Source organism: Aliiroseovarius sp. B-4, assembly GCF_056857795.1.
Genome location: NZ_JBSXNV010000041.1, coordinates 386,199 through 408,837, shown reverse-complemented (window position 1 = coordinate 408,837; position 22,639 = coordinate 386,199). Strand labels below are relative to the sequence as shown.

The 22,639-nt window shown below is 60.5% G+C and carries 25 protein-coding genes; 23 read left to right on the top strand and 2 right to left on the bottom strand.

All coding sequences use genetic code 11. The features are described from left to right. Positions 1-15: 15 nt before the first annotated feature. A complete protein-coding gene (locus AC13C8_RS17355) occupies positions 16-369 on the bottom strand; it encodes a YbaN family protein (protein ID WP_091429284.1) in 354 nt (117 codons plus the stop codon). Positions 370-552: 183 nt separating this feature from the next. On the opposite strand from AC13C8_RS17355, the gene rpiA reads away from it, so the two are divergent. The 7 genes from rpiA to AC13C8_RS17320 all read left to right on the top strand — a co-directional run bounded on the left by rpiA (position 553) and on the right by AC13C8_RS17320 (position 8,009). Beyond that, positions 553-1,335 carry a ribose-5-phosphate isomerase RpiA gene (rpiA, locus tag AC13C8_RS17350; RefSeq protein ID WP_091429286.1) on the top strand — a complete coding sequence of 261 codons (783 nt, stop codon included), beginning with the start codon at positions 553-555 and terminating at the stop codon, positions 1,333-1,335. 153 nt (positions 1,336-1,488) lie between these two features. Next, positions 1,489-2,856, top strand: a complete 1,368-nt coding sequence (gene gor, locus AC13C8_RS17345) for a glutathione-disulfide reductase (RefSeq protein WP_091432112.1) — start codon at positions 1,489-1,491, stop codon at positions 2,854-2,856. Positions 2,857-2,997: 141 nt separating this feature from the next. Next, on the top strand, positions 2,998-4,143 hold the full coding sequence (hflK, locus tag AC13C8_RS17340) for an FtsH protease activity modulator HflK (RefSeq protein ID WP_091429287.1): 1,146 nt from the start codon (positions 2,998-3,000) through the stop codon (positions 4,141-4,143). Then, positions 4,143-5,012, top strand: a complete 870-nt coding sequence (hflC, locus tag AC13C8_RS17335) for a protease modulator HflC (RefSeq protein ID WP_091429289.1) — start codon at positions 4,143-4,145, stop codon at positions 5,010-5,012. Before hflK ends, hflC begins: the two co-directional genes overlap by 1 nt. Then, the gene (locus AC13C8_RS17330) at positions 5,009-5,197 is read left to right on the top strand and encodes a DUF2065 domain-containing protein (protein WP_482848532.1); all 189 of its coding nucleotides are present in this window, start codon (positions 5,009-5,011) and stop codon (positions 5,195-5,197) included. Before hflC ends, AC13C8_RS17330 begins: the two co-directional genes overlap by 4 nt. Positions 5,198-5,311: 114 nt before the next feature. After that, positions 5,312-6,358 carry a fatty acid desaturase gene (locus tag AC13C8_RS17325; protein ID WP_091429291.1) on the top strand — a complete coding sequence of 349 codons (1,047 nt, stop codon included), beginning with the start codon at positions 5,312-5,314 and terminating at the stop codon, positions 6,356-6,358. A 226-nt stretch (positions 6,359-6,584) separates the two neighbouring features. Then, a complete protein-coding gene (locus tag AC13C8_RS17320; protein ID WP_482848643.1) occupies positions 6,585-8,009 on the top strand; it encodes a Do family serine endopeptidase in 1,425 nt (474 codons plus the stop codon). Positions 8,010-8,100: 91 nt separating this feature from the next. On the opposite strand, the gene AC13C8_RS17315 is transcribed toward AC13C8_RS17320, so the two are convergent. Beyond that, on the bottom strand, positions 8,101-8,298 hold the full coding sequence (locus AC13C8_RS17315) for a DUF1127 domain-containing protein (RefSeq protein WP_091429294.1): 198 nt from the start codon (positions 8,296-8,298) through the stop codon (positions 8,101-8,103). A 372-nt stretch (positions 8,299-8,670) separates the two neighbouring features. Here AC13C8_RS17315 and ruvC point away from each other — a divergent pair, with 372 nt between their 5' ends. The 16 genes from ruvC to AC13C8_RS17235 all read left to right on the top strand — a co-directional run bounded on the left by ruvC (position 8,671) and on the right by AC13C8_RS17235 (position 22,591). Next, positions 8,671-9,177 carry a crossover junction endodeoxyribonuclease RuvC gene (gene ruvC, locus AC13C8_RS17310; protein ID WP_482848531.1) on the top strand — a complete coding sequence of 169 codons (507 nt, stop codon included), beginning with the start codon at positions 8,671-8,673 and terminating at the stop codon, positions 9,175-9,177. After that, positions 9,174-9,851 (top strand): Holliday junction branch migration protein RuvA, encoded by a 678-nt coding sequence (gene ruvA / locus AC13C8_RS17305; RefSeq protein WP_482848530.1) that lies wholly within the window; start codon positions 9,174-9,176, stop codon positions 9,849-9,851. The genes ruvC and ruvA overlap by 4 nt, the downstream gene beginning before the upstream one ends. 17 nt (positions 9,852-9,868) lie before the next feature. Further along, complete coding sequence (gene ruvB, locus AC13C8_RS17300; RefSeq protein ID WP_482848529.1) at positions 9,869-10,936, top strand: Holliday junction branch migration DNA helicase RuvB; 1,068 nt, start codon at positions 9,869-9,871, stop codon at positions 10,934-10,936. A gap of 55 nt (positions 10,937-10,991) precedes the next feature. Beyond that, a complete protein-coding gene (locus AC13C8_RS17295; protein ID WP_482848528.1) occupies positions 10,992-11,654 on the top strand; it encodes a hypothetical protein in 663 nt (220 codons plus the stop codon). Continuing rightward, positions 11,655-12,191, top strand: a complete 537-nt coding sequence (gene thpR, locus AC13C8_RS17290) for an RNA 2',3'-cyclic phosphodiesterase (RefSeq protein WP_091429300.1) — start codon at positions 11,655-11,657, stop codon at positions 12,189-12,191. A gap of 27 nt (positions 12,192-12,218) precedes the next feature. Beyond that, on the top strand, positions 12,219-12,605 hold the full coding sequence (gene ybgC / locus AC13C8_RS17285; RefSeq protein ID WP_091429301.1) for a tol-pal system-associated acyl-CoA thioesterase: 387 nt from the start codon (positions 12,219-12,221) through the stop codon (positions 12,603-12,605). Positions 12,606-12,715: 110 nt separating this feature from the next. Further along, positions 12,716-13,411 (top strand): protein TolQ, encoded by a 696-nt coding sequence (tolQ, locus tag AC13C8_RS17280; protein ID WP_091429303.1) that lies wholly within the window; start codon positions 12,716-12,718, stop codon positions 13,409-13,411. Position 13,412: 1 nt separating this feature from the next. Continuing rightward, positions 13,413-13,895 (top strand): ExbD/TolR family protein, encoded by a 483-nt coding sequence (locus tag AC13C8_RS17275; RefSeq protein ID WP_091429304.1) that lies wholly within the window; start codon positions 13,413-13,415, stop codon positions 13,893-13,895. 9 nt (positions 13,896-13,904) lie between these two features. Then, positions 13,905-15,002 (top strand): hypothetical protein, encoded by a 1,098-nt coding sequence (locus AC13C8_RS17270; RefSeq protein WP_482848527.1) that lies wholly within the window; start codon positions 13,905-13,907, stop codon positions 15,000-15,002. Continuing rightward, positions 14,999-15,715, top strand: a complete 717-nt coding sequence (locus AC13C8_RS17265) for a copper homeostasis protein CutC (protein WP_482848526.1) — start codon at positions 14,999-15,001, stop codon at positions 15,713-15,715. Before AC13C8_RS17270 ends, AC13C8_RS17265 begins: the two co-directional genes overlap by 4 nt. Continuing rightward, complete coding sequence (tolB, locus tag AC13C8_RS17260; RefSeq protein ID WP_091429309.1) at positions 15,712-17,076, top strand: Tol-Pal system beta propeller repeat protein TolB; 1,365 nt, start codon at positions 15,712-15,714, stop codon at positions 17,074-17,076. Before AC13C8_RS17265 ends, tolB begins: the two co-directional genes overlap by 4 nt. Before the next feature lie 148 nt (positions 17,077-17,224). Then, positions 17,225-17,731, top strand: a complete 507-nt coding sequence (pal, locus tag AC13C8_RS17255; RefSeq protein ID WP_091432118.1) for a peptidoglycan-associated lipoprotein Pal — start codon at positions 17,225-17,227, stop codon at positions 17,729-17,731. A 26-nt stretch (positions 17,732-17,757) separates the two neighbouring features. Next, positions 17,758-18,591: a tol-pal system protein YbgF gene (gene ybgF, locus AC13C8_RS17250; protein ID WP_482848525.1), complete on the top strand. Its 834-nt coding sequence runs from the start codon at positions 17,758-17,760 to the stop codon at positions 18,589-18,591. Beyond that, positions 18,588-19,841 carry a tRNA lysidine(34) synthetase TilS gene (tilS, locus tag AC13C8_RS17245; RefSeq protein ID WP_482848524.1) on the top strand — a complete coding sequence of 418 codons (1,254 nt, stop codon included), beginning with the start codon at positions 18,588-18,590 and terminating at the stop codon, positions 19,839-19,841. The genes ybgF and tilS overlap by 4 nt, the downstream gene beginning before the upstream one ends. An 88-nt stretch (positions 19,842-19,929) precedes the next feature. Then, positions 19,930-21,846 carry an ATP-dependent zinc metalloprotease FtsH gene (gene ftsH, locus AC13C8_RS17240; RefSeq protein ID WP_091429311.1) on the top strand — a complete coding sequence of 639 codons (1,917 nt, stop codon included), beginning with the start codon at positions 19,930-19,932 and terminating at the stop codon, positions 21,844-21,846. Between the two features lie 133 nt (positions 21,847-21,979). Beyond that, on the top strand, positions 21,980-22,591 hold the full coding sequence (locus AC13C8_RS17235) for a LysE family translocator (RefSeq protein WP_482848523.1): 612 nt from the start codon (positions 21,980-21,982) through the stop codon (positions 22,589-22,591). Positions 22,592-22,639: the final 48 nt, after the last annotated feature.

Genomic DNA, 22,639 nt, shown 5'->3' with positions numbered 1-22,639 from the left:
GCGACGCTTTTTGCTTCAGTCCGGCCGGGTCAGCACAAAAGCTGCCCCTGCGCCCATCAAAACAGCCTGCGCCAGCAATACCAGCGGTGGCGCGCCAAGGATCAGCGATACGACGAACACCAGTGCCATCATGAAAACCGCCAGTGTTTTCGCCCGTGGCGAGATCGCGCCACGCTCTTCCCAATCCTTGATCGCGGGGCCGAAATGGGCGTGGTCGATCAACCATGCGCGCGCTTTCGGGCTGCCTTTGCCAAACGCGAAGGCGGCCACAAGTAGAAAAGGCGTGGTGGGCAGGACGGGCAGGATGACCCCGATCAGTCCCAGCGCCACTGCGCTCCAGCCCAACACAATATAGACATATCTGCTCATCCTGAGGGAAGTCGCCCTTGCCAGAAAATCGTTGCGTCAGCTTTGGGCGATGCCGGGGCGAATGTCCACCCGGCGGCAGGAAGGCGAAATTCGGCAACGTGCTGCGTTCCCTCTCGCCTCCCCCGGTCATGCGTTTTATAACGCTGACAACTCGAAACATGTGCCACAAGGGGAATCGCTGCCATGTCCGGAGAACTTTCACCCATCGACACCGCCAAATTCGTCGCTGCCAAGCGGGCAGTTCAATATGTCGAAGACGGAATGCGCGTGGGGCTGGGCACCGGGTCCACCGCCGCCTGGATGGTGCGTTGCCTGGGCGAACGTGTTCGCAGCGAGGGGCTGAAGATCACTGGCGTGCCCACCAGCACCCGCACCGCCGAACTGGCGCGGCAGGTGGGGATCGAGGTGACAACGCTGGACGAGGCGAAATGGCTGGACCTGACCATTGATGGCACCGATGAATACGACCCGGATCTATGCCTGATAAAAGGGGGCGGCGGCGCGCATCTGCAGGAAAAGATCGTCGCCACGGCCTCGGACCGGATGGTGGTGATTGCCGATCCCACCAAAGGGGTCGACATGCTGGGTGCCTTCCCGCTGCCAATCGAGGTGATTCCCTTTGGCCTTCAAGCCACCAAGGGGCTGGTCGAAGAGCTGTTGGCCGCGATGGACGTTCTGGACAGCAAGGCCGTGCTGCGCGAAAAGGGCGGTGTTCCCTTCGTAACCGACGAAGGCAATCACATCGTAGACCTGCACCTGAAACGTATTCAGGATCCGCGCAAGCTGTCCATGGTGCTGAATCAGGTGCCGGGCGTGGTCGAGAACGGGTTGTTCATCGACATTTGCGACGCGGTGGTCATCGGCCATGGCGATGGCCGGGTCGAGGTGATCGACATCAATGAAGGCACCCACGAAGAAGAGCGGATCGAGTTCGCAGACAGCGCGAATATTTTCGCAGATATTTAATCCCTCTGGCTTTCTGTGGCGCAGGCTCGCTGCGCGCAAACGTGAACCATGTGACATAACTGGCTCTGGAAGTCCGACGGCGTTGCCCATAGCTTCTGCCGCAATGTGATTTGCGCCCTGACGATATGGTCGGGGCTGGAAAGGCGAATGGATATGAGCGGATTTGACTATGACCTCTTTGTGATTGGTGGCGGATCGGGCGGCGTGCGCGCGGGTCGCGTGGCGGCCGAAAGCGGCGCCAAGGTCGCGCTGGCGGAAGAGTTTCGCATGGGCGGCACCTGCGTGATCCGGGGTTGCGTGCCGAAAAAGCTGATGGTCTTTGCCTCGCAATTCGGTCCCGCTGCCGATGCGGCCCGTGCCTTTGGCTGGCAGAACAATGCGCGCGGCGATTTCGATTGGACCGGCACGTTCCGGCCCACGCTTCACGCCGAACTCGACAGGCTGGAAGGTATCTATACCAAGAATCTTGGCAACTCGGGTGCTGACATTTTCCATGCTCGGGCCACGATCAAGGATGCTCATACGGTCGAACTGTCGACGGGCGAGGCCTTCACAGCCAAGCATATTCTTGTGGCGACCGGCGGTCGGCCCTTCCTGCCTGACACACCCGGTGCGCAGGAATTGGGCATCACCTCGAACGAGGTGTTCAATCTGGACGATTTCCCCAAGCGGATTCTGATCGTTGGCGGCGGCTATATCGCCTGTGAATTCGCCTGCATCTTCAACGGGCTGGGCAGCCATGTCGCGCAGTGGTATCGCGGTGCGCAAATCCTGCGCGGCTTTGATGACGAAGTGCGCGGTTTTTTGGCCGAACATATTCACGAGCGTGGCGTCGATCTGCATGTCGGTCTTGAAGTTGAACAGATGGAGCGTCGTGATGGTGCCATACTGGTCACGGGCACGGATGGACGGTCAGAGATGTTCGATCAGGTGCTGTTTGCCACCGGGCGAACGCCCAATACAGACGGGCTTGGTCTGGAAGACGTGGGCGTCAAGCTGGGTCGCGGCGGTGAAGTGGTCGTGGATGACTACAGCCAGACCTCGGTTCCGTCGATCTATGCGGTCGGGGATGTCACGAACCGGATCAATCTGACCCCGGTCGCGATCCGCGAAGGAATGGCGTTTGTTGAAACTGTGTTCAACGGCAACCCGACCAAACCAGACCACGAAAACGTCGCTTCGGCGGTGTTTACGCAGCCAGAATACGGCACGGTTGGATTGTCGGAAGAGGACGCTCGTGCCCGCGAAAAGATCGATGTCTACTGCGCCGCGTTCCGCCCCATGCAAAAAAGTTTCATTGGTATGAATGAACGCGTGTTGTTCAAGTTGGTCGTCAGCCAGGAAACCCAGAAGGTTCTTGGCTGTCATATTGTGGGTGACGGGGCAGGCGAAATGATCCAACTGGTCGCTATTGCCGTGAAGATGGGGGCCACCAAGGCAGATTTTGATCGCACGGTTGCAGTTCACCCGACCATGTCGGAAGAAATCGTGCTGATGAAGTCGCCCACGCGCAGCGATTAAGCCCCAATCCGATATCGAAATGCGAATGCACAGGAAATTCAACTCGAAACGGGGCGTATCGCCCCCTCTGTGCCTTGAAATCCGGCCCGCAAAGGGTCAGGTATGACGACGAAACCATTTACGTGGAAGGAATAGGACCAGATGGCCAGCGATAATGGCGGTCCCTGGGGCGGCGGTGGAAACCGTGACGGCTCTGGTGGGCGTCCCCCCTCGAACGGTGGCGGCAACCGTGGCGGTAAAGATCAACCGCAAATGCCCGAGATTGAAGAACTGATGAAAAAGGGACAGGAGCAGTTGCGCGTCCTGATGGGCGGTCGTGGCGACAAAGGTCGCGGTGGCGGCTCAGGTGGTGGCACCGGCGGGCCCAGTTTCGGACGCGGATCGATCCTGTTGGTGGCGCTGGTCGCTGTGGCGGTCTGGGTATTTGCGAGTTTCTATCGCGTGGACACATCGGAGCAATCGGTCGAGCTTCTGTTCGGTGAACGCTATGGCGTTGGTCAAGAGGGTCTGAACTTTGCGCCCTGGCCCATTGTCACAAGGGAAATCTATCCGGTAACGCGTGAAAACGTGATCAATATTGGTGACGGCACCAATGAAGGCCTGATGCTGACGGGCGACGAAAACATCGTCGATATCGACTATCAGGTCGTCTGGAACATCTCGGACCTCGAGAAATTTGTCTTTAACCTAGCCGCGCCGGAAAACACCATTCGCGCGGTATCGGAATCGGCCATGCGCGAGATTATCGCGCGTTCGCGTCTTTCTCCGATCCTGACCTCGGATCGCGGAATCATTGCTCAGGATTTGCAAGAGCTGATCCAGTCGACGCTGGATGGGTATCAGTCGGGGGTAAACATCGTTCGGGTGAACTTTGACAAGGCCGACCCGCCTGAAGACGTGATTGACAGTTTCCGCGAAGTGCAGGCAGCCGAACAGACCCGCGACACGCTTCAGAAACAAGCCGACGCTTATGCAAACCGCGTGGTTGCAGCGGCACGTGGTGAAGCCGCACAGCTTTTGGAAGAAGCCGAAGGCTATCGCGCCCGCGTGGTCAACGAGGCCGAAGGTGAAGCCGCCCGGTTCATCGCTGTTTACGATGAGTTCGCGAAGGCTCCGGATATCACGCGAAAGCGTCTGTATCTGGAAACGATCGAGAAAGTGATGCGCAGCGTGGACAAGGTGATCCTTGACGACAATGTCGGTGGGGAAGGGGGCGTAGTGCCCTATCTGCCGCTGAACGAATTGACGCGCAAACCAGCGCAAACAACGGACGGAGGGGCGAACTGATGAAACGCACACAAATCATCCTTGTCGCCGTTGTGGCGGTGCTGTTTGGCGCGTTGCAGGCGATCTATATCGTCGATGAACGCGAGGTCGCGCTACGGCTCTGGTTTGGTGAGGTGCAGGCCGAGATCACGGATCCGGGTCTGTATTTCAAGATCCCCGTGCTGCACGAGATCGTCAAATATGACGGTCGGATCCTGCCCCTGGAAACCAGCAAACTTGAGGTGACGCCCGCCGATAGCCGGCGGCTTGAAGTTGACGCCTTCGCACGCTGGCGTATCTCGGACGCCAAGCAATTCCGCCGTGCCGTGGGAGCAAGCTCGATCGCCGGTGCACAACCGCGTCTTGAACGGATCCTGAACGCCGAACTGCGTGAGGTTCTTGGTAAAGTGAACTCTGGCGCGGTTCTGTCTGCCGACCGGGTTCTTCTGATGAACCAGATCCGCGATCAAGCCCGTACGCAGGCGGCGTCGCTGGGGGTCGAGATCATCGACGTGCGCATCAAGCGCGCCGATCTGCCCAAGCAAAACCTTGAAGCAACCTTCGAACGGATGCGTGCAGAACGTCAGCGTCTGGCCGCCGATGAAATCGCACGCGGTAACGAAGCGGCCCAGCGTTTGCGGGCCACCGCAGACCGGACCGTGGTCGAAACCGTGTCCGAGGCGCGCAAGCAGGCCCAGATCATCCGGGGTGAGGCTGACGCCCGCCGCAACGGCATTCTGGCCGATGCACTGGGTCGCGACGAGGAATTCTATGCCTTCCTGCGATCGCTGGAAGCCTATGAAAATTCGCTGCTTGGTGCCAACTCGTCGATGGTTCTGTCGCCGGACAGCGAGTTCTTCGACTATCTGAAATCGGATACGGGCCGGTGATCTCGACGGTTGTGTTTGGGATCGGGCTTGTGCTCGTGATCGAGGGGCTGGTGTTCGCACTGGCCCCTTCGCGTTTGGACGATCTTGTGGCCATGATGGCCGCAATGTCACGTGACCAGCGTCGGCTTATCGGGCTTGTGGCGCTGGGTTTGGGTGCTGTGCTGGTCTGGATGTCGCGTGGGTGATCCAGCGGAAAATATCGTTCGCGTCCAGCGTGTCACTTTGTCCATGCCGCATAATTTACTTGCTATGTGGAGCAAGTTGTTTATCGGTGCCCGAGTTCTTTGCAAAGCAGGCCTATGAAACATACCCCAGATTTTCCGCAATCATCCGATGACACGAAATCCGCGAGGGACTGGGTCAAGACCTTGGCCGCCTATCGCGAACCGAACCAGTGGCGCAGCGCGTTTGAACTGGCGGTCAGCATCGGTCCGTTCATCCTTTTGTGGGGTCTGGCGTGGTTGTCGATGTCGGTCAGTCTTTGGCTGACACTTGCGATTTCAATTGTCAACGCGCTGTTTCTATTGCGCTTGTTTACCATTCAGCACGATTGCGGCCACGGCGCGTTCTTCAAGCAACGCGCGCTCAGTGATTGGGTTGGGCGGGTGATCGGGGTTTTGACACTGACACCTTATGCTGTCTGGCGGCGCACACATTCGATCCATCACAGCTCGGCCGGACATCTGGGCAAGCGTGGCATTGGCGACATCATGACCCTGACAGTTGACGAATATAACAGCCTGTCACGGTTCGAGCGTTTGCGGTATCGCATCTATCGCAATCCGGTTTTCCTGTTCGGATTTGGACCGGGCTATCTGTTCCTTCTGCAAAACCGCCTGCCGCTTGGCCTGATGAACAGTGCGCGGTACTGGATCAGCGCGATGGGCACCAATCTGGCCATCCTCGCCGCGCTGGTGGTGATCTGGTATTTCGGCGGCTTCTCGGCGCTTTTGCTGATCTTCTTGCCGACCACCATACTGGCCGCGACGGCTGGCATGTGGTTGTTCTATGTGCAGCACCAGTTTGAAGACACGCATTGGAGCACCGAAGAGGATTGGCAATTGCACGACGCGGCCCTTGAAGGCAGCTCGCATTATATCATGCCACCAGTGCTGCAATGGTTCAGTGCCAATATCGGTATCCACCACGTGCACCATCTTTACAGCCGCATCCCGTTCTATCGCCTGACCGAAGTGCTGCGTGACCACGCGGAACTGGCGCAGGCCAACCGCATGACCATAGCCGAAAGCCTGTCATGCGCGCGACTGCATCTGTGGGATGCGAACCGCAAGCAATTGTTGTCGTTCTCGCAGGCCCGTGCGATCTATGGCTCGGTCGCGGGTTAGAACCTGTTGGCATCCTTCCGCGTGTCACGCAGCATTACAGACGTTCACATGCCGGTGAACACTGTTCTGGAGCTTTGCTTTGCGCATTAGTCTCCCTATCTAGAGACTATTCGTGAACGGGCCGAGGCTCGAAACTGTTTCTTGAAAGGAGAGAGGTGTGAAAGTGCAGGCGATTTCCCCCGAACATGCTCAAACGCGGGGCTTACACGCTTTTGTCGGGCTTATCATGGCGTTGGCCATGATCCTTGCAACGGGCTTGCAGGCCGAGGCGCGCAGCGCCCCTGACAGCTTTGCCGATCTGGCCGAACAGGTCAGTCCGGCGGTGGTGAATATCACTACGTCGACCATCATCGCGCAAAGAACCGGCAACCAGCCTATGATCCCGGAAGGCAGCCCGTTCGAAGATTTCTTCCGTGATTTTCTGGATCGCAATCAGCCAGGCGGGCCAAATGGCAATGACAACCAGCCACGCCAGCGCCGCAGTCAGGCCCTTGGCTCGGGTTTCGTGATTTCCGAGGATGGATTCATCGTGACCAACAACCACGTCATCGATGGCGCGGATGAGATCATGATTGAGTTTTTCAACGGTGGCGGTGAATTGCCCGCCAAAGTGATTGGCACCGACCCCAACACCGACATCGCTGTTTTGAAAGTGGAAAGCGACAAGCCACTGCCTTTCGTGACCTTTGGTGACAGTGACATCATGCGCGTCGGCGACTGGGTGATGGCCGTCGGCAATCCGCTTGGGCAGGGTTTTTCGGTTTCAGCCGGGATCGTATCGCAGCGCAATCGCGAGCTGTCAGGTGCCTATGACGACTTCATCCAGACGGATGCGGCGATCAACCGCGGCAACTCGGGCGGGCCGCTGTTCAACATGGATGGCGAAGTGGTTGGAGTGAACACCGCGATCCTTAGCCCCAATGGCGGCTCGATCGGTATCGGGTTTGCGATGTCTTCAGCCGTCGTCAAACGCGTTGTGGATCAGTTGAAAGAATTCGGCGAAACTCGTCGTGGCTGGCTGGGTGTGCGCATTCAGGACATCACCGACGATATCGCCGAGGCGATGGGGCTTGAAAGCACCAACGGCGCTTTGATCACGGACGTGCCGGATGGACCAGCCAAGGATGCGGGCATTCTGCCCAATGACGTCATCCTGTCCTTCGATGGCACCGAAGTGACGAGCACGCGCGAACTTGTGCGTATCGTCGGCAATGCGCCTGTTGGCAAAGCGGTGCGCGTGGTGATCTTGCGCGAGGGGCAGACCGAAACGCTGAAAATCACGCTTGGACGTCGCGAAGACGCCAATGCAGCACCCGGCGATGCCCCGAGCGAGAAAGCACCAGACGCGCCAGCAGAAGGCAAAGTTCTGGGCATGACCTTAGGTGAACTGGACGACATGCGTCGCGACGACCTCGGGTTGCCGCCTACGGCTGAAGGGCTGATCGTGCTGGACATCGATGAAGACAGCGAGGCCTTTGAAAAAGGCATTCGGGCCGGTGACGTCGTGGCTGAAGCCGGGCAAGAATCCGTCAATTCGATCGACGCGCTGGAAGCACGTCTTGAGGATGCCAAGGACGGCGGGCGTAAATCGGTGCTATTGCTGGTGCGTCGCGACGACAACCCACGGTTCGTCGCGCTGACGCTGGAATAGGCTTCCGACAAAAGAAAACCCCGTGCGGCAGATGCCGAACGGGGTGGCAAGCCCGCGCCAGACAAGCGCGGGCTTTTTCGTGGTGGTGATCTTATAGCGAGCTGATGTCAGCGCGGCACAGCCCGATATCGTCAAGCTCGCGGTCGCTCAGCTTGGCCAGGGCGTTCCGGGTCATACGGGCGTCATTCCAGACGCGGACCGTGACAACAAGTTTGCGGAACGCGGCGGACAAACGGCCGCCGAATGACGCACCGCTCACAGGGATATATGTCGTTTCGAAAGCAGCCATTTTTCGGATCCTTCTCGGTTAGATAACGGCAACAAGCACGATTGCTTTGGCGGGCATCTAGGCCCGATTTTCGAGGGCGGCAAGATCACAAAATGCATGACTCATATGCGTTTTCTGCAACGGGTCGCAATTGGGATATGCGAAGTCGAAAATAGGCTGAATCCGTCGATTTTCGACCCGCGACATTCTGTCCGGTGCGGCGGCATGTGGCTTAAAAGCCTCACGTTCCCGATCGCGCCAACGGACCTTGGGAATCGCCGTCTCTGCAATTGCTTCTGGCGCGTGTTCTCGTTTCGTGCTAGTCCGGTTTGCAACAAGAGCGCCGCGCATCTGTGTGAGCGACCGGACAGAGCAGACAGGGCAGGATAGGACATGCGCGTAATTGGCATTGATCCGGGGCTTCGGAACCTTGGCTGGGGCGTGATCGACACCGATGGCACGCGGATGTCGCATGTGGCCAACGGGATTTGCCATTCGCGCACGGGCGAACTGGCCTCGCGGTTGTTGTCGCTTTATGATCAATTGTCCGAGGTGCTTGCGCTTTATGCCCCCGACACTGCCGCAGTGGAACAGACTTTCGTGAACAAGGACGCGGTTGCCACACTGAAGCTGGGGCAGGCGCGCGGGATTGCACTGCTTGTGCCGGCCAGGGCGGGGCTACCCATCGGGGAATATGCGCCCAACGCGGTCAAGAAAGCCGTGGTGGGGGTCGGACACGCTGACAAGGTGCAGGTCGAACACATGGTGAAGATGCAGTTACCCGGCGTGCAAATCAAAGGCGCGGATGCCGCCGACGCGTTGGCGATTGCGATCTGCCATGCCTTTCACGCCGGAAACGCCGGGCGATTGGAAGCCGCGCTCAGAAAGGCGTCAGCATGATCGGAAAGATTGCGGGACGCGTCGATTATCGCGCCGAAGATCACGTGCTGATCGACGTGCGCGGCGTGGGCTATCTGGTCTATGTCTCGGACCGCACCATGGCCAGCCTGCCCGGTCCGGGCGAAGCTGTTGCACTTTATACCGAGCTGCTTGTGCGCGAAGACAATCTGCAACTATTCGGCTTCACAACGCTGGTCGAGAAGGAATGGCACCGGCTGCTCATGAGCGTGCAGGGCATCGGGGCGAAGGCGTCGATGGCGATCCTTGGCACATTGGGGCCGGACGGGGTCAGCCGCGCCATTGCGCTGGGTGACTGGAACGCGGTCAAGGCGGCCAAAGGCATCGGTCCCAAAACCGCGCAGCGCGTGGTGTTGGAGCTGAAAGACAAGGCGGCGTCTGTCATGGCGCTGTCGGGGCAGGCATCGGTTGCCGCTGGCTCCTTTGTGCAGGATGACGCGGTGATCGAACCGTCCACGCCCTCTGCGCCCGTCACCGCGCCCGTGGCCACAGGCAACGCCGCCGCACAATCCGAAGCTCTGTCGGCCCTGACCAACCTTGGCTATGCGCCCGGCGAGGCGGCGTCCGCCGTGGCACAGGCCTTGGGCGAGGATGCGACGCTCGACACGTCCGACCTGATCCGCGCCGCGCTGAAACTTCTTGCGCCCAAAGGGTAGGGGGCTAGAAAGAACGCATGACCGCCTCTGACCCTGTGAACACGCCGGACCCGACGCTGCGCCCCGCGCCGCGCCCGGAAGATGCGGAAGATACCAACCGCGCCCTGCGCCCGCAAACGCTGGGCGACTTCATCGGACAAGCCGAGGCGCGGGCCAACCTGCGCATTTTCATCGAAAGCGCGCGCAAGCGTGGCGAGGCGATGGACCACGTGCTTTTTCACGGCCCGCCCGGTCTGGGTAAGACGACGCTCGCGCAGATCATGGCGCGCGAGTTGGGCGTGAACTTTCGCATGACATCCGGCCCGGTGTTGGCCAAGGCCGGTGATCTGGCCGCGATCCTGACCAATCTGGAAGCCAATGACGTGTTGTTCATTGACGAAATTCACAGGCTCAATCCGGTGGTCGAGGAAGTGCTGTATCCCGCGCTGGAAGATTTCGAACTGGATCTGGTGATCGGCGAAGGCCCCGCCGCGCGCACCGTGCGGATTGAATTGCAGCCCTTCACGCTGGTGGGGGCCACCACCCGCTTGGGCCTTTTGACCACGCCGCTGCGCGACCGCTTCGGTATTCCTGTGCGGCTGCAATTTTACTCCGTCGATGAACTGCACGAGATTGTCACAAAAAACGCGATCAAGCTGGGCGCCCCTGCGGACACAGATGGCGCGCGTGAAATCGCGAAACGCGCCCGCGGCACCCCTCGGATCGCGGGGCGGCTCTTGCGCCGCGTGGTTGATTTTGCGGTGGTTGAGGGCGACGGGTGCATCACGCGCGACCTCGCCGACAATGCGCTGACGCGATTGGGCGTTGATCATCTGGGTCTGGACGGCGCGGACCGGCGCTATCTTGGCTTGATGGCAGAACATTATGGCGGCGGCCCGGTGGGTATCGAAACCCTGTCCGCCGCGCTTTCCGAAAGCCGCGATGCGCTGGAAGAGGTGATCGAGCCGTTCCTGCTGCAACAAGGGCTGATCCAGCGCACCCCGCGCGGGCGGATGCTGGGCCAGATCGCGTGGCGCCACCTTGGCCTGACTGCGCCCACGTCCGAACCGCGCGGATCGGGGCAGGGCCAACTTTTCGACGGTTGACCCTTGAAACACGCGCGCATTTGCGGAACATCCCCCGCAGATCAGGAGACGCGATATGACTGCCCCCCTTATGACCCCGGAAGATGTGAGCGCGCATTTCACGCGCGCCAATGGCGACTTCACCTTCGCCCGCTGGGGTCGCCCCATCGTGCCCGTGGTGTTTGGTGTGGACGACGCGACGCTTGAGGTCGTCAAAGGTGCGGTCGAAGCGGTGGTCATGCTGGCCGGTCACAAGATGGCCGAGACCGACCCGGAACTGGGCGCTAACCTGATGGTGTTCTTCTTTCGCGATTGGGACGAGCTTTTGGACGTGCCGAAACTCGACGAGATGATCCCCGGACTGGTGTCGCTCGTGGCCCGGCTGAAGGCGGAAAGCGCCACCCAATACCGCGCGTTCCGGTTTGACGATGACAATGCCATCCAGGCTTGTTTTACGTTTGTCTGCATGCAAGGCGCGATGGCCGAACAACCTGCCGATACCATTGCCCTGACCCAAGCGGTTCAGGCTGTTCTGGTGTGGGGTGATGGTGCGTTTTCGACGAAAAGCCCTCTTGCCCTGTTGCCTGATGGTCAGACCATCCTGCGCCCGGAGATCGCTGGGTTGATTGCGGCGTCCTATGATCCGGTGCTGCCCGCAGCCGCCAATGATCCCGCCCATGCGCTGCGCCTGTTTGCGCGGATGCAGGTGCAAGCGGCACAAGATCAGACACAGCATTAAATGCGCAGCTTTCTGGCCCTTCCCCTGCCGGATGACCTGGCCGCGCAGCTTGCCGGATTTGCCGGGCGGCTGAGGGTCGGACGTGCGATGCCCGAAGAAAACATCCACCTGACCCTGGCGTTTCTGGGTGAGCAGCCCGTCCAGGCGCTTGAAGACCTGAACACGGAGTTGGAGGTTTGGCGCGCTCCGCCTGCGACCGTTGATCTGGCCGGTCTGATCACCATGGGCGGAGTGGTGCCATCCGTTCTTGCGCTCAAGGCCGATGGGGTGGATGCGCTGCACAATCAGGTCAAACAAGTCATTCGTCGCGCCGGGATCACGCTGCCCCATAGACGGTTTCGCGGCCACGTGACGCTGGCCCGCCTTCCACACACGCCCACGGCGAACGATGCGCCGGCCCTTGGCCGCGCGCTGGAAGCCCATGGCGCGATTCGATACCCGACCGTGACGCTCGACACCCTGTCGCTTTACCGCTCCGATCTGCGCCCGGACGGCGCGCGATATCAGCGGTTGGCAGACTATCCCCTTCGCGGCTAGGGTCGGAGCGAGCAGAACCAAGAGGCCCTGATGCACCGTTTTCCCATCCGCGTTTATTATGAAGATACCGACATGGCGGGGATCGTCTACTACGCCAATTATCTGCGCTATATCGAACGCGCGCGGTCCGATTGGGTGCGTGATATCGGGATCGACCAGAACGCGATGCGCGAAGACGGTCTGGTGTTTGCGGTGCGCCGGGTCGAAGCGGACTATCTGTCCTCGGCGCGTTTTGACGAAGAGTTGCAGGTTGAAACATCTGTTCAGCAGGTCACAGGCGCGCGACTTGTGATGGAGCAGGTGGTCAAACGCGGCGAACAGCGTTTGTTTGAAGCCCTTGTCACCATCGTCTGCGTGTCGGACACCGGCCAACCTGCCCGGCTTCCGGCAAATATCCGCCGTCTGGTTCACTGACCCCACGGCTTTCATGCCGATGACGCGGTTTTGATGGCATTCCCCGTGGCAATCCGCTATGAAACGTGCAGATAAGCTGCCCAAAGAGGTGGCGGTACAGAGGCAGACATATGGAAACGGAAACGCTTCAGGCGGCGGCGGAGATCGATTTCTCCTTCCTCGCCCTTTTTCTTCGCGCGACATTCACGGTCAAGCTGGTGATGCTGATTTTGATTGCGGCTTCTATCTGGTCGTGGGCGATCATCATCACGAAACACATGGCGTTTCGCCGCGCGCGCGCTGATGCCGCGTCGTTCGACCGCAAGTTCTGGTCGGGCGAACCGCTGGACGAGTTGTTTGACCAGATCGGACCAACGCCCAGTGGATCGGCGGAAAAGGTCTTTTCCTCAGGAATGCTGGAATGGCGGCGCAGCCACAGGGCCGATGGCGGGTTGATCGCCAACGCGCAATCCCGCATCGACCGATCGATGGACGTGGCCATCGCCAAGGAAGGCGAAGAGCTGAACAAGGGGCTGAGCTTCCTGGCGACTGTTGCTTCGACCGCGCCGTTTGTGGGACTGTTCGGCACCGTCTGGGGCATCATGAACGCCTTTGTCGAAATTGCGCAGCAGCAGAATACCAACCTGGCCGTCGTCGCCCCCGGCATCGCCGAGGCGCTTCTGGCGACCGGTCTGGGCCTTCTGGCCGCCATCCCGGCGGCGGTATTTTACAACAAGCTGAGCGTGGACAGCGACAATATCCTGGCAAGCTATGAAGCCTTCGCAGACGAGTTTGCCACCATCCTCAGCCGCCAGCTGGACAGCTGATATGGGCGCGGGTGTGCAACAAGGTGGGGGCGCGGATCGACGCGCCCGGCGCGGTCGCCGTCGCGGCAAACATCGCCGCGTGATGGCCGAGATCAACATCACGCCCTTCGTGGACGTGATGCTGGTGTTGCTGATCATCTTCATGGTTGCCGCGCCTTTGATGGTTGTGGGCGTACCGGTGGAACTGTCCAAGACGGCCGCCAAATCGCTGGACGCGCCCGAGGAAGAACCGCTGGCGATCACCATCACCGAAGACGGCCAGATCTTCCTGCAAACCACAGAGATCGCGCAGGGTGAACTGATCACCAAGCTGCGCGCGGTGGCTGCGGAACGCACGGATAACAAGGTGTTCTTGCGTGCTGATGGGCAGGTGGAATGGGATGCGATTGCCAAGGTGATGGGTGCGCTGAATGCGGCCGGGTTTACCTCGATCGGGTTTGTGACCGAAGGTGGCGGGCCAAGTCTGACCGGCACGGACAACTAGGGCAGGCATATGCGCAGAGGTCTTTACATCTCGGCATCTGTTCACGGGATCCTGATCCTGTGGGTGCTTTTTGGCGGAGTTTTTAACTTCTCGCGCGATGATCAGCTTGTGCAGGTGTCCGATGTCTCGATCATCTCGGAGGACGAATTCGCGGCGTTAAGTGCGCCGCGTGGCGAGACCGCGACCGAGGGGGACACCCCGCCCGCACCGCGTCCGACGCCTGAGCCTGAGCCTGCGCCAGAACCGGCCCCCGAGCCAGAACCGGCCCCCGAGCCTGCACCAGCACCAGAGCCTGCACCAGCACCAGAGCCGGAACCTGCGCCAGAGCCGGAACCAACTCCCGAACCCGAACCGGAAACGGCCCCTGAGCCTGAAACGGCGCCGCCCGCACCCGCGCCGCGCGTGGCCCCGACGCCTGCGCCTGAACCGGAAACGCCGGTCGAGGAAGCACCCGAGGTTGTTGAAGCCCCCGAACCCTCACCCGAGCCGACACCGGAACCCCTGCCCGAAGAGGTAACACCGACCGCGCCGCCGGAAGCCTCGACCGAGATTGTGACAGAGGCCGAGGAGCCGGTGGAAGATCCATCGCTCGCCCCGGCAACCTCGTCGCGTCCGAAAACACGCCCAAGCCGCCCCGCGCCCGTGGAAACTGCCGAACCGGCAACACCTGTCGAGACGCCCACCGAAGCGCCGACGCCCGCCAACAATGCCGCCGCTGTGGCGGCTGCGGTGGCCGATCAGGTGGCCGGTGGGGAAACCGATACACCCGCGCAGGACGTGCCCGAGGGTCCGCCGCTGACTCGCGGTGAAAAGGACGGGTTGCGCGTGGCGGTCAGTCGCTGCTGGAACCTTGGGTCAAGCTCGACGGACGCGATGTCCACGACAGTGGTCGTCATGGTCGCAATGAGCCGCGATGGCAGGCCGGAAGGCATCCGTATGGCGTCCTGGGACGGTCCTTCCGAGGCCGCCGCGAACACCGCCTTCCAGGCCGCACGGCGCGCGATCATCCGCTGTGGTGCGAACGGGTTCGACCTGCCTGCCGAGAAATATGGCCAGTGGCAGGATATCGAAATGACCTTCAACCCCGAGAATATGAGGATCAAATGATGTCTCGGACGCTCGAAATATGTGTCGATACGATCGACGGGGCAATCGCCGCTCAAATTGGTGGTGCGGATCGGATCGAGCTGTGCGCGGCGCTGTCCGAAGGCGGACTGACCCCCACGGCTGGATTGATGATCGCAGCATCGCAACTGGACGTGCCGTGCTATGCGATGATCCGTCCCCGCTGTGGTCTGTTCACCTATTCGGAGGCGGATGTGCAGGTGATGCTGGATGACATCGCCGCGGTGAAAGAGGCCGATTTGGCAGGCGTTGTCCTTGGGGCGCAAAAGCCAGATGGCACATTGGATACTGCCGTGCTTGGCCGCCTGCTGGCCGCTGCCGAAGGGTTGGGCGCGACGCTGCATCGGGTGATTGACGTGGTGCCGGATCCGATGGTCGCAGTGGATCAGGCCGTCGCTCTGGGGTTCGAGCGCGTTCTGACCTCGGGTGGGGCCGCAACGGCGGTGGAGGGTGCAGCTGGGATTTGTGCTATGGTCCGGCGCGCCGCCGGGCGCGTCTCCGTCATGGCCGGCAGTGGGCTGACAGAAGACAATATTTCTGATTTCGTGGCGCAGACAGGTGTTCATGAGGTTCATGCCTCCTGCGCTGTGGCGGTGACGGGAGAGGAGAGTTTTTCAAATTTCTCCCCTGCCGGTGGCCGCAAGAAAACGTGTATGAACCGGGTGAAACAAATGAAGAGGGAATTGGTCGGATGAGCGTGAAACTCAAGAAACTGATCCTCGAACGGTCGGTCGGGGCGGTTGTGGCTGTTCTGATCGCGGCAGTCATAGGTGTTCTGGGGCTGACACGGCCAGCAGAGGCGCAAGGGCCGTTGCGGATCGAAATAACCGATGGTGTGATCGAACCCTTGCCCTTCGCCGTGCCTGATTTTCAGGCCGAGAATGGGGCGGCAGGCGAATACGCACGATCCATTGCGCGGGTGGTTGCGGCGGATCTGTCCGGCACCGGGCTGTTTCGTGAAATTCCCGCAGACGCGTTCGTGTCAGGCATCACGAGTTTTGCCAGCCCGGTCGCTTATGCGGACTGGAAGGCGATCAACGCACAGGCGTTGATCACCGGGGCCGTTTCGGCCTCGGGTGACAGCCTGAATGTGAAATTCCGGGTCTATGACGTGTTTTCCGGCCAACCGCTGGGCGAAGGGCTTCAGTTCTCGGGCGCGATCAGTTCCTGGCGCCGGGTGGCCCATAAGGTCGCTGACATCGTTTACAGCCGTATCACCGGTGAAAGCGGCTATTTCGACAGCCGCGTTGTATTCGTTGCGGAAACCGGCCCGAAGAACGCCAAGCGCAAGCGGTTGGCGGTCATGGATTACGACGGGGCAAATGTTCAGTATCTGACCGACAGCTCGGCCCTGGTTCTGGCACCGCGTTTCTCGCCCACCGGCGACAGGGTGCTTTACACCAGCTACGAAACGGGCTTCCCGCAAGTGTATATTCTTGATGTGGCCACCGTTGGACGTCAGGCACTGTCGCAGCAGCAAGGCACGATGACCTTTGCGCCGCGCTTCTCGCCCGATGGCGGCACGATTGTCTATTCACTGTCAACGGGGGGCAACACGGACATCTATGCGATGGACATCAATGGCGGTAATCCACGTCGGCTGACCTCGACCCCGTCGATCGAAACCGCGCCAAGCTATTCGCCCGATGGCAGCCAGATCGTCTTTGAAAGCGACCGGTCCGGCACGCCGCAACTTTATGTCATGCCCGCCGGTGGCGGCGAGGCGACACGGATCAGCTTCGGGCAGGGGCGCTATGGCACACCGGTCTGGTCGCCGCGTGGCGATCTGATCGCCTTCACCAAGCAAAACGCGGGCCGGTTCCATATCGGCGTCATGCGCACCGACGGATCCGAAGAACGTCTGTTGACCGCCTCCTTCCTGGATGAAGGCCCCACTTGGGCACCGAACGGGCGCGTGATCATGTTCACCCGCGAGAGCCAGGGCGCGTCGGGAGCACCGTCGCTGTATTCTGTTGATATCTCTGGCCGCAACCTGCGGCGCGTGGTGACGGAAGGGGCGGCGTCCGACCCGGCATGGTCGCCGCTTTTGAAATAAGCGCATTATTGCGCAGCGATCGGCGCGGACCAGCAGGCATGCGCCGATCCGTTTCCAAACGGGATTTTTGCTGCTAGGATTGCGCCAACGAGCAACAATTTGCCTGCCCACGACAGGGGCACGCGAGAAAATGGACACAGGAACGATCATGAAACGTATTGCAATTGCTACGCTGGTTGTGGGCGCGCTGACGCTTTCGGCCTGCTCTAAGAACCGCCTTGGTGATCAGTATGGCGCAAACGGCGCGTCTGGCGATTTTGTCGCGGGTAGCCCGTCTGACCCCCGGTCGCCGGCATATTTCCAGCAGACCATCGGGGACCGTGTGCTGTTCGCGGTGGACCAGTCCTCGATCAATCCGGAAGGCATTGACCTTTTGACCAAACAGGCGGCGTGGCTGATGGAAAACACCGCCTATACCGCCGTGATCGAAGGTCATGCGGATGAGCAGGGCACACGGGAATACAACCTTGCACTGGGTGCGCGTCGCGCGTCTGCCGTGCAGAACTTCCTGATCGAACGCGGCGTAGCCCCGAACCGACTTCAGACCGTCAGCTATGGCAAGGAACGCCCGCTTGAAATCTGCTCGGACGAGCTTTGCTATGCCAAGAACCGTCGCGCGGTGACCGTTCTGGCCGCCGGCGCCGCCACAAGCTGAACCTAGATCGTTTGAAGGAGGGTCAGATGTCGCCTTTCCCCCGGCTGTCCGCCATTGCCCTGTCCGTATCCATCGCGCTGGTGTACCCAGCCTTGGCACAGGACCGGGCGCAGTCACTTGCCGATATCCGGCAAGAGCTGTCGATGCTTTATGTCGAAGTTCAAAAGCTTAAGACCGAGCTGTCCACCACGGGCGCGGGCAGCATTGCGACGGGCTCTGGCAGTCTGACCGAACGCGTCGCGACCATCGAAAGCGAATTGTCGCGGCTGACCGGGCAGACCGAACAGCTTCAGTTCCGCATCGACTCGATTGTCAAGGACGGCACCAATCGCATTGGCGATCTGGAGTTCCGTCTGGTCGAGTTGGAAGGTGGCGATGTCTCGAAGCTTGGCGAAACCTCGACCTTGGGCGGCGGCGAAGTTCCGGCCGCCCCGGCCACGGCCCCTGCACCAGCCCAGCCGTTGACGACGGAGATGGCGGTGGGTGAAAAGCAGGATTTCGAAGCGGCAGGAGCGGCGCTGGAGGCTGGCGACTTCGATCAAGCCGCCGCACTTTATGAAACCTTCATCGAAACTTACCCCGGTGGTCCCTTGACCGCCGAGGCGCATTTCCAGCGTGGCGAGGCGCTGACTGGCAAAGGCGACATCAAATCGGCCGCGCGGTCTTATCTGAACGCTTTTTCCGGTGCGCCCAACAGCGATCGCGCGCCTGACGCGCTGTTCCGTCTGGGCAATGCGCTGGGTGCGCTTGGCCAAACCTCGGAAGCCTGTGCAACGCTGGCCGAGGTCGGCAAACGCTTCCCCGGCACACCGGCGGTAGAGGATGCAGCGGCCGCAGGTGCAAGCCTTGGGTGCCAATGACGCCTGAAGGTTGCATCGCTGATGCCCTCGACCGGGTCCGCGCAGGCGGGCCCGTTTTGCGTTTGGGTGTTGCCGTATCAGGCGGTGGGGACAGCATGGCGCTGCTTTTGCTGGCGCGGGACTGGTGCGCGAAACATGGTGCCGGGCTTTACGCGGCGACGGTCGATCACGGTCTGCGCGCGGACGCGGCGCAGGAGGCGCGGTTCGTGCAGGGCAGTTGTGCGGAGATGAACCTGCCGCACCGGATATTGGCATGGAACGCGACGCCCGAGGGCAATGTGCAGGATGCCGCCCGCCGGGCGCGCTATGACCTGTTGGCCGACTGGGCGCGGACCGAACGGCTTGATGCGGTGCTGTTGGGGCATACTGCCGATGATCAGGCAGAAACCTTTCTGATGCGATTGGCGCGCGGGTCGGGTGTCGACGGGCTTTCCGCCATGCGTGACGATTGGCGCGACCGGGGCGTGCGCTGGATGAGACCCCTGTTGCCGGTCGCGCGGGCGGCGTTGCAAGAGGTTCTGACCATGCGCGGGCAGGGCTGGGTGGACGACCCGTCCAATGACGACCCAAGCTATGACCGTGTTAAAATGCGCCGAGCGTTGCAGGACCTGCCGCAGATCGGGTTGACACGCGGGCGGCTGACAGACACCGCGCATCGCATGTCGCTGGCGCGGGATGCCCTGTCCTGGCTGGCCCATGATGCCGCCCGCAGGCTGGCAGAAGTGAAGGGCGGGGATGTGAAATTTGCTCTGCCGGGGTTCTCTGAATTGCCCGATGAAACCCGCCACCGTCTGCTGGCTCATGCGATTAACTATGTCTCATCGACCCCGTATCGCCCGCGTTATGACGCTTTGCGGAGTCTGGAGGCCGAAGTGATGGCGGGGCAGACCCGCACCTTGCAGGGCTGTCTTGTGTCGCGCGGGCCCGACAGGTTTGTGATCGGGCGCGAGTTGCGCGCGGTCGAGAGCGTCGCATCCCGGCCCGGTGCGCTGTGGGATCACCGCTGGATCATGGACGCGCCACGTCACTCCGATTTGGCGGGATTGCAGGTCAGGGCCTTGGGCGACGGCATTCACTTCTGCAAGGATTGGCGGTCGTCGGGTCTGGCCCGAAACACTCTGATGACAACGCCCGCGTTATGGCAGGATGACAGGCTGATCGCCGCCCCGTTGGCCGGTTTTGGCGATATTTATCTGTTAATCCGCGCGCCAGTCGTAGAAGATTTCCTATCAACCATTTTATCGCATTGAACATACTGCATTCATCCCTATTTTAGAGTGGCAGCGTGCGGACCGGTGGTTCTGCGCTCTGTCGCCATGGCATTCAAAGGAGATACCCTTGGGCAACGCGAGAAATTTCGCCTTCTGGATCGTTTTGTTCCTGCTGATCCTGGCTTTGTTCAACCTGTTTTCGAACGGGCAGGCAGGGCTGGCAGCATCGCAGGTCAGCTATTCGGAATTTGTGACCTCTGTCGAAGGGGACGAGGTCAAGACCGCGACCATCGACGGTGAAAAAGTTATCTATCAATCCGCAGATGGGAAGATGTATCAGACCATCGTGCCGCGCGACGCCGAAGTGTCGAACTTGCTGCTGGACAATGGGGTCGAACTGAAGGCTGAACCGCAACAGCAATCGGGCTTCATGAGCCTTATGACATTGCTTCTGCCGGTGATCCTGCTGATCGGGTTCTGGTTCTTCATGATGAACCGGATGCAAGGTCGCGGGGGCGGTGGAGCCATGGGGTTTGGCAAATCCAAGGCCAAGATGCTGACCGAACGTGAAGGTCGTGTGACCTTTGACGACGTGGCCGGCATTGATGAAGCCAAAGAAGAGCTGGAAGAGATCGTGGAGTTCCTGCGCAACCCGCAGAAATTCAGCCGCCTTGGCGGCCAGATTCCTAAAGGGGCGCTGCTTGTTGGCCCTCCGGGAACCGGTAAAACGCTGCTGGCCCGCGCAATTGCCGGCGAGGCAGGGGTGCCATTCTTCACCATCTCAGGTTCCGATTTTGTAGAGATGTTCGTGGGCGTCGGCGCAAGCCGTGTGCGTGACATGTTCGAGCAGGCCAAGAAAAACGCGCCCTGCATTGTCTTTATTGACGAGATTGACGCCGTGGGTCGGTCGCGTGGCGCAGGCTATGGCGGCGGAAATGACGAGCGCGAACAGACGTTGAACCAGCTTCTGGTCGAGATGGACGGATTCGAGGCCAACGAGGGTGTGATCATCCTTGCCGCGACCAACCGTCGCGATGTGCTGGACCCAGCGCTTCTGCGTCCGGGCCGTTTTGACCGTCAGGTCACTGTGCCCAATCCCGACATCAAAGGTCGCGAGAAAATTCTGGGCGTTCACGCCCGCAAGGTGCCTTTGGGTCCCGACGCCGACATGCGCATCATCGCGCGTGGCACACCGGGCATGTCGGGCGCTGATCTGGCGAACCTGGTGAACGAAGCTGCCTTGATGGCCGCCCGTGTGGGCCGCCGATTTGTCACTATGGAAGATTTCGAGAACGCGAAAGACAAGGTGATGATGGGGGCGGAGCGTCGCTCCATGGTTCTGACCGACGACCAGAAGGAAAAAACCGCTTATCACGAGGCCGGTCACGCCGTGGTTGGGATGTCGCTTCCGCAATGTGATCCGGTCTATAAAGCCACGATTATCCCGCGCGGTGGTGCGTTGGGTATGGTTGTGTCGCTGCCCGAAATTGACCGGTTGAACTGGCATAAGTCGGAATGCGAAGAAAAGCTGGCCATGACTATGGCAGGCAAGGCCGCCGAGATCATCAAATATGGTGAAGAGAATGTCTCGAACGGGCCAGCAGGTGATATCCAGCAGGCATCGGGTCTGGCGCGCGCGATGGTGATGCGCTGGGGCATGTCCGAGAAGGTCGGCAATATCGACTATGCCGAAGCGGCCGAAGGCTACTCTGGCAACACGGCGGGCTTCTCGGTTTCGGCACATACCAAAGAGCTGATCGAGGAAGAGGTAAAGCGCTTCATCCAACAAGGCTATGAGACCGCCCATAAAATCCTGACAGAGAAAAAGGATGAATGGGAAAATCTGGCGCAAGGTCTTCTGGAGTATGAAACCCTGACCGGCGAGGAAATCAAACGCGTGATGCGGGGCGAGCCGCCCACGAAAAGCGAGGATGACGACACGCCCGACGAAGGCAGCGCGCCGTCGGTCACGGCGATACCTAAAACCAAACCGCGGGCGAAACCAGCAGGCGAGGGCGACTTGGAGCCTGAACCCACCACCTGACGCGGATCATTACAGGCCAAGCCCCCGAACGGATCACTCCTTCGGGGGCTTTTTCGTGGTTTTGAGTTTGCGCAGGAAACGGGTCGATATGATCACGACACATGCTCACCTTCAGGGAAAGGAGGGCGCGATCATGCTTCCGACAACTCTGGCATTGCTTCTGTTTCTGGCACCGCTGGCCTACAGCCCTGGGCCCGGCAACATGGTTTTCGCGGCCATGGGCGCGCGGTTCGGTCTGCGTGCCACCTTGCCCGCCAACCTCGGCTATCACGTTGCGACATGGATCGTGACTTTCGGCCTTGGGCTGGGGTTCTCCGCTTTGGTCGCCACGGCGCCGGCCTTGTTTGAGGTGCTCAGGTGGGCGGGGGCTGCCTATGTGGCGTGGCTGGCGTGGACCTTCCTTCGCGCCGGTCTTTCCGGGGCGGGCCGAGACTTGGGGGTTATCGGCGTTCTGGACGGTGCCCTGCTGCTGGTTCTGAACCCGAAAGCCTATGTGATCATCGCCCTGATGTTCAGCCAGTTCCTGACCGCGTTTCCGATCCCACATCTTGCCGCCGTGTTGTGGATCACGACCATATTCACGCTGAACAACCTTTTGGCGTTCCTGTTCTGGACAATTGTCGGTGATGGTCTCTTGGCCCGGTTCAGACACCGCGATCATGCGCGCCTGCTGAACGGGGCATTCGCCGTGATACTGGGTCTTGTCGCGGTCTGGCTGTTTGTGGCAGGCCGCGCGGCGGTCTAGCAATTGCCGCCCCGACTTGGAGTTCGGGGCGACAGGTGTTCCAGAAAA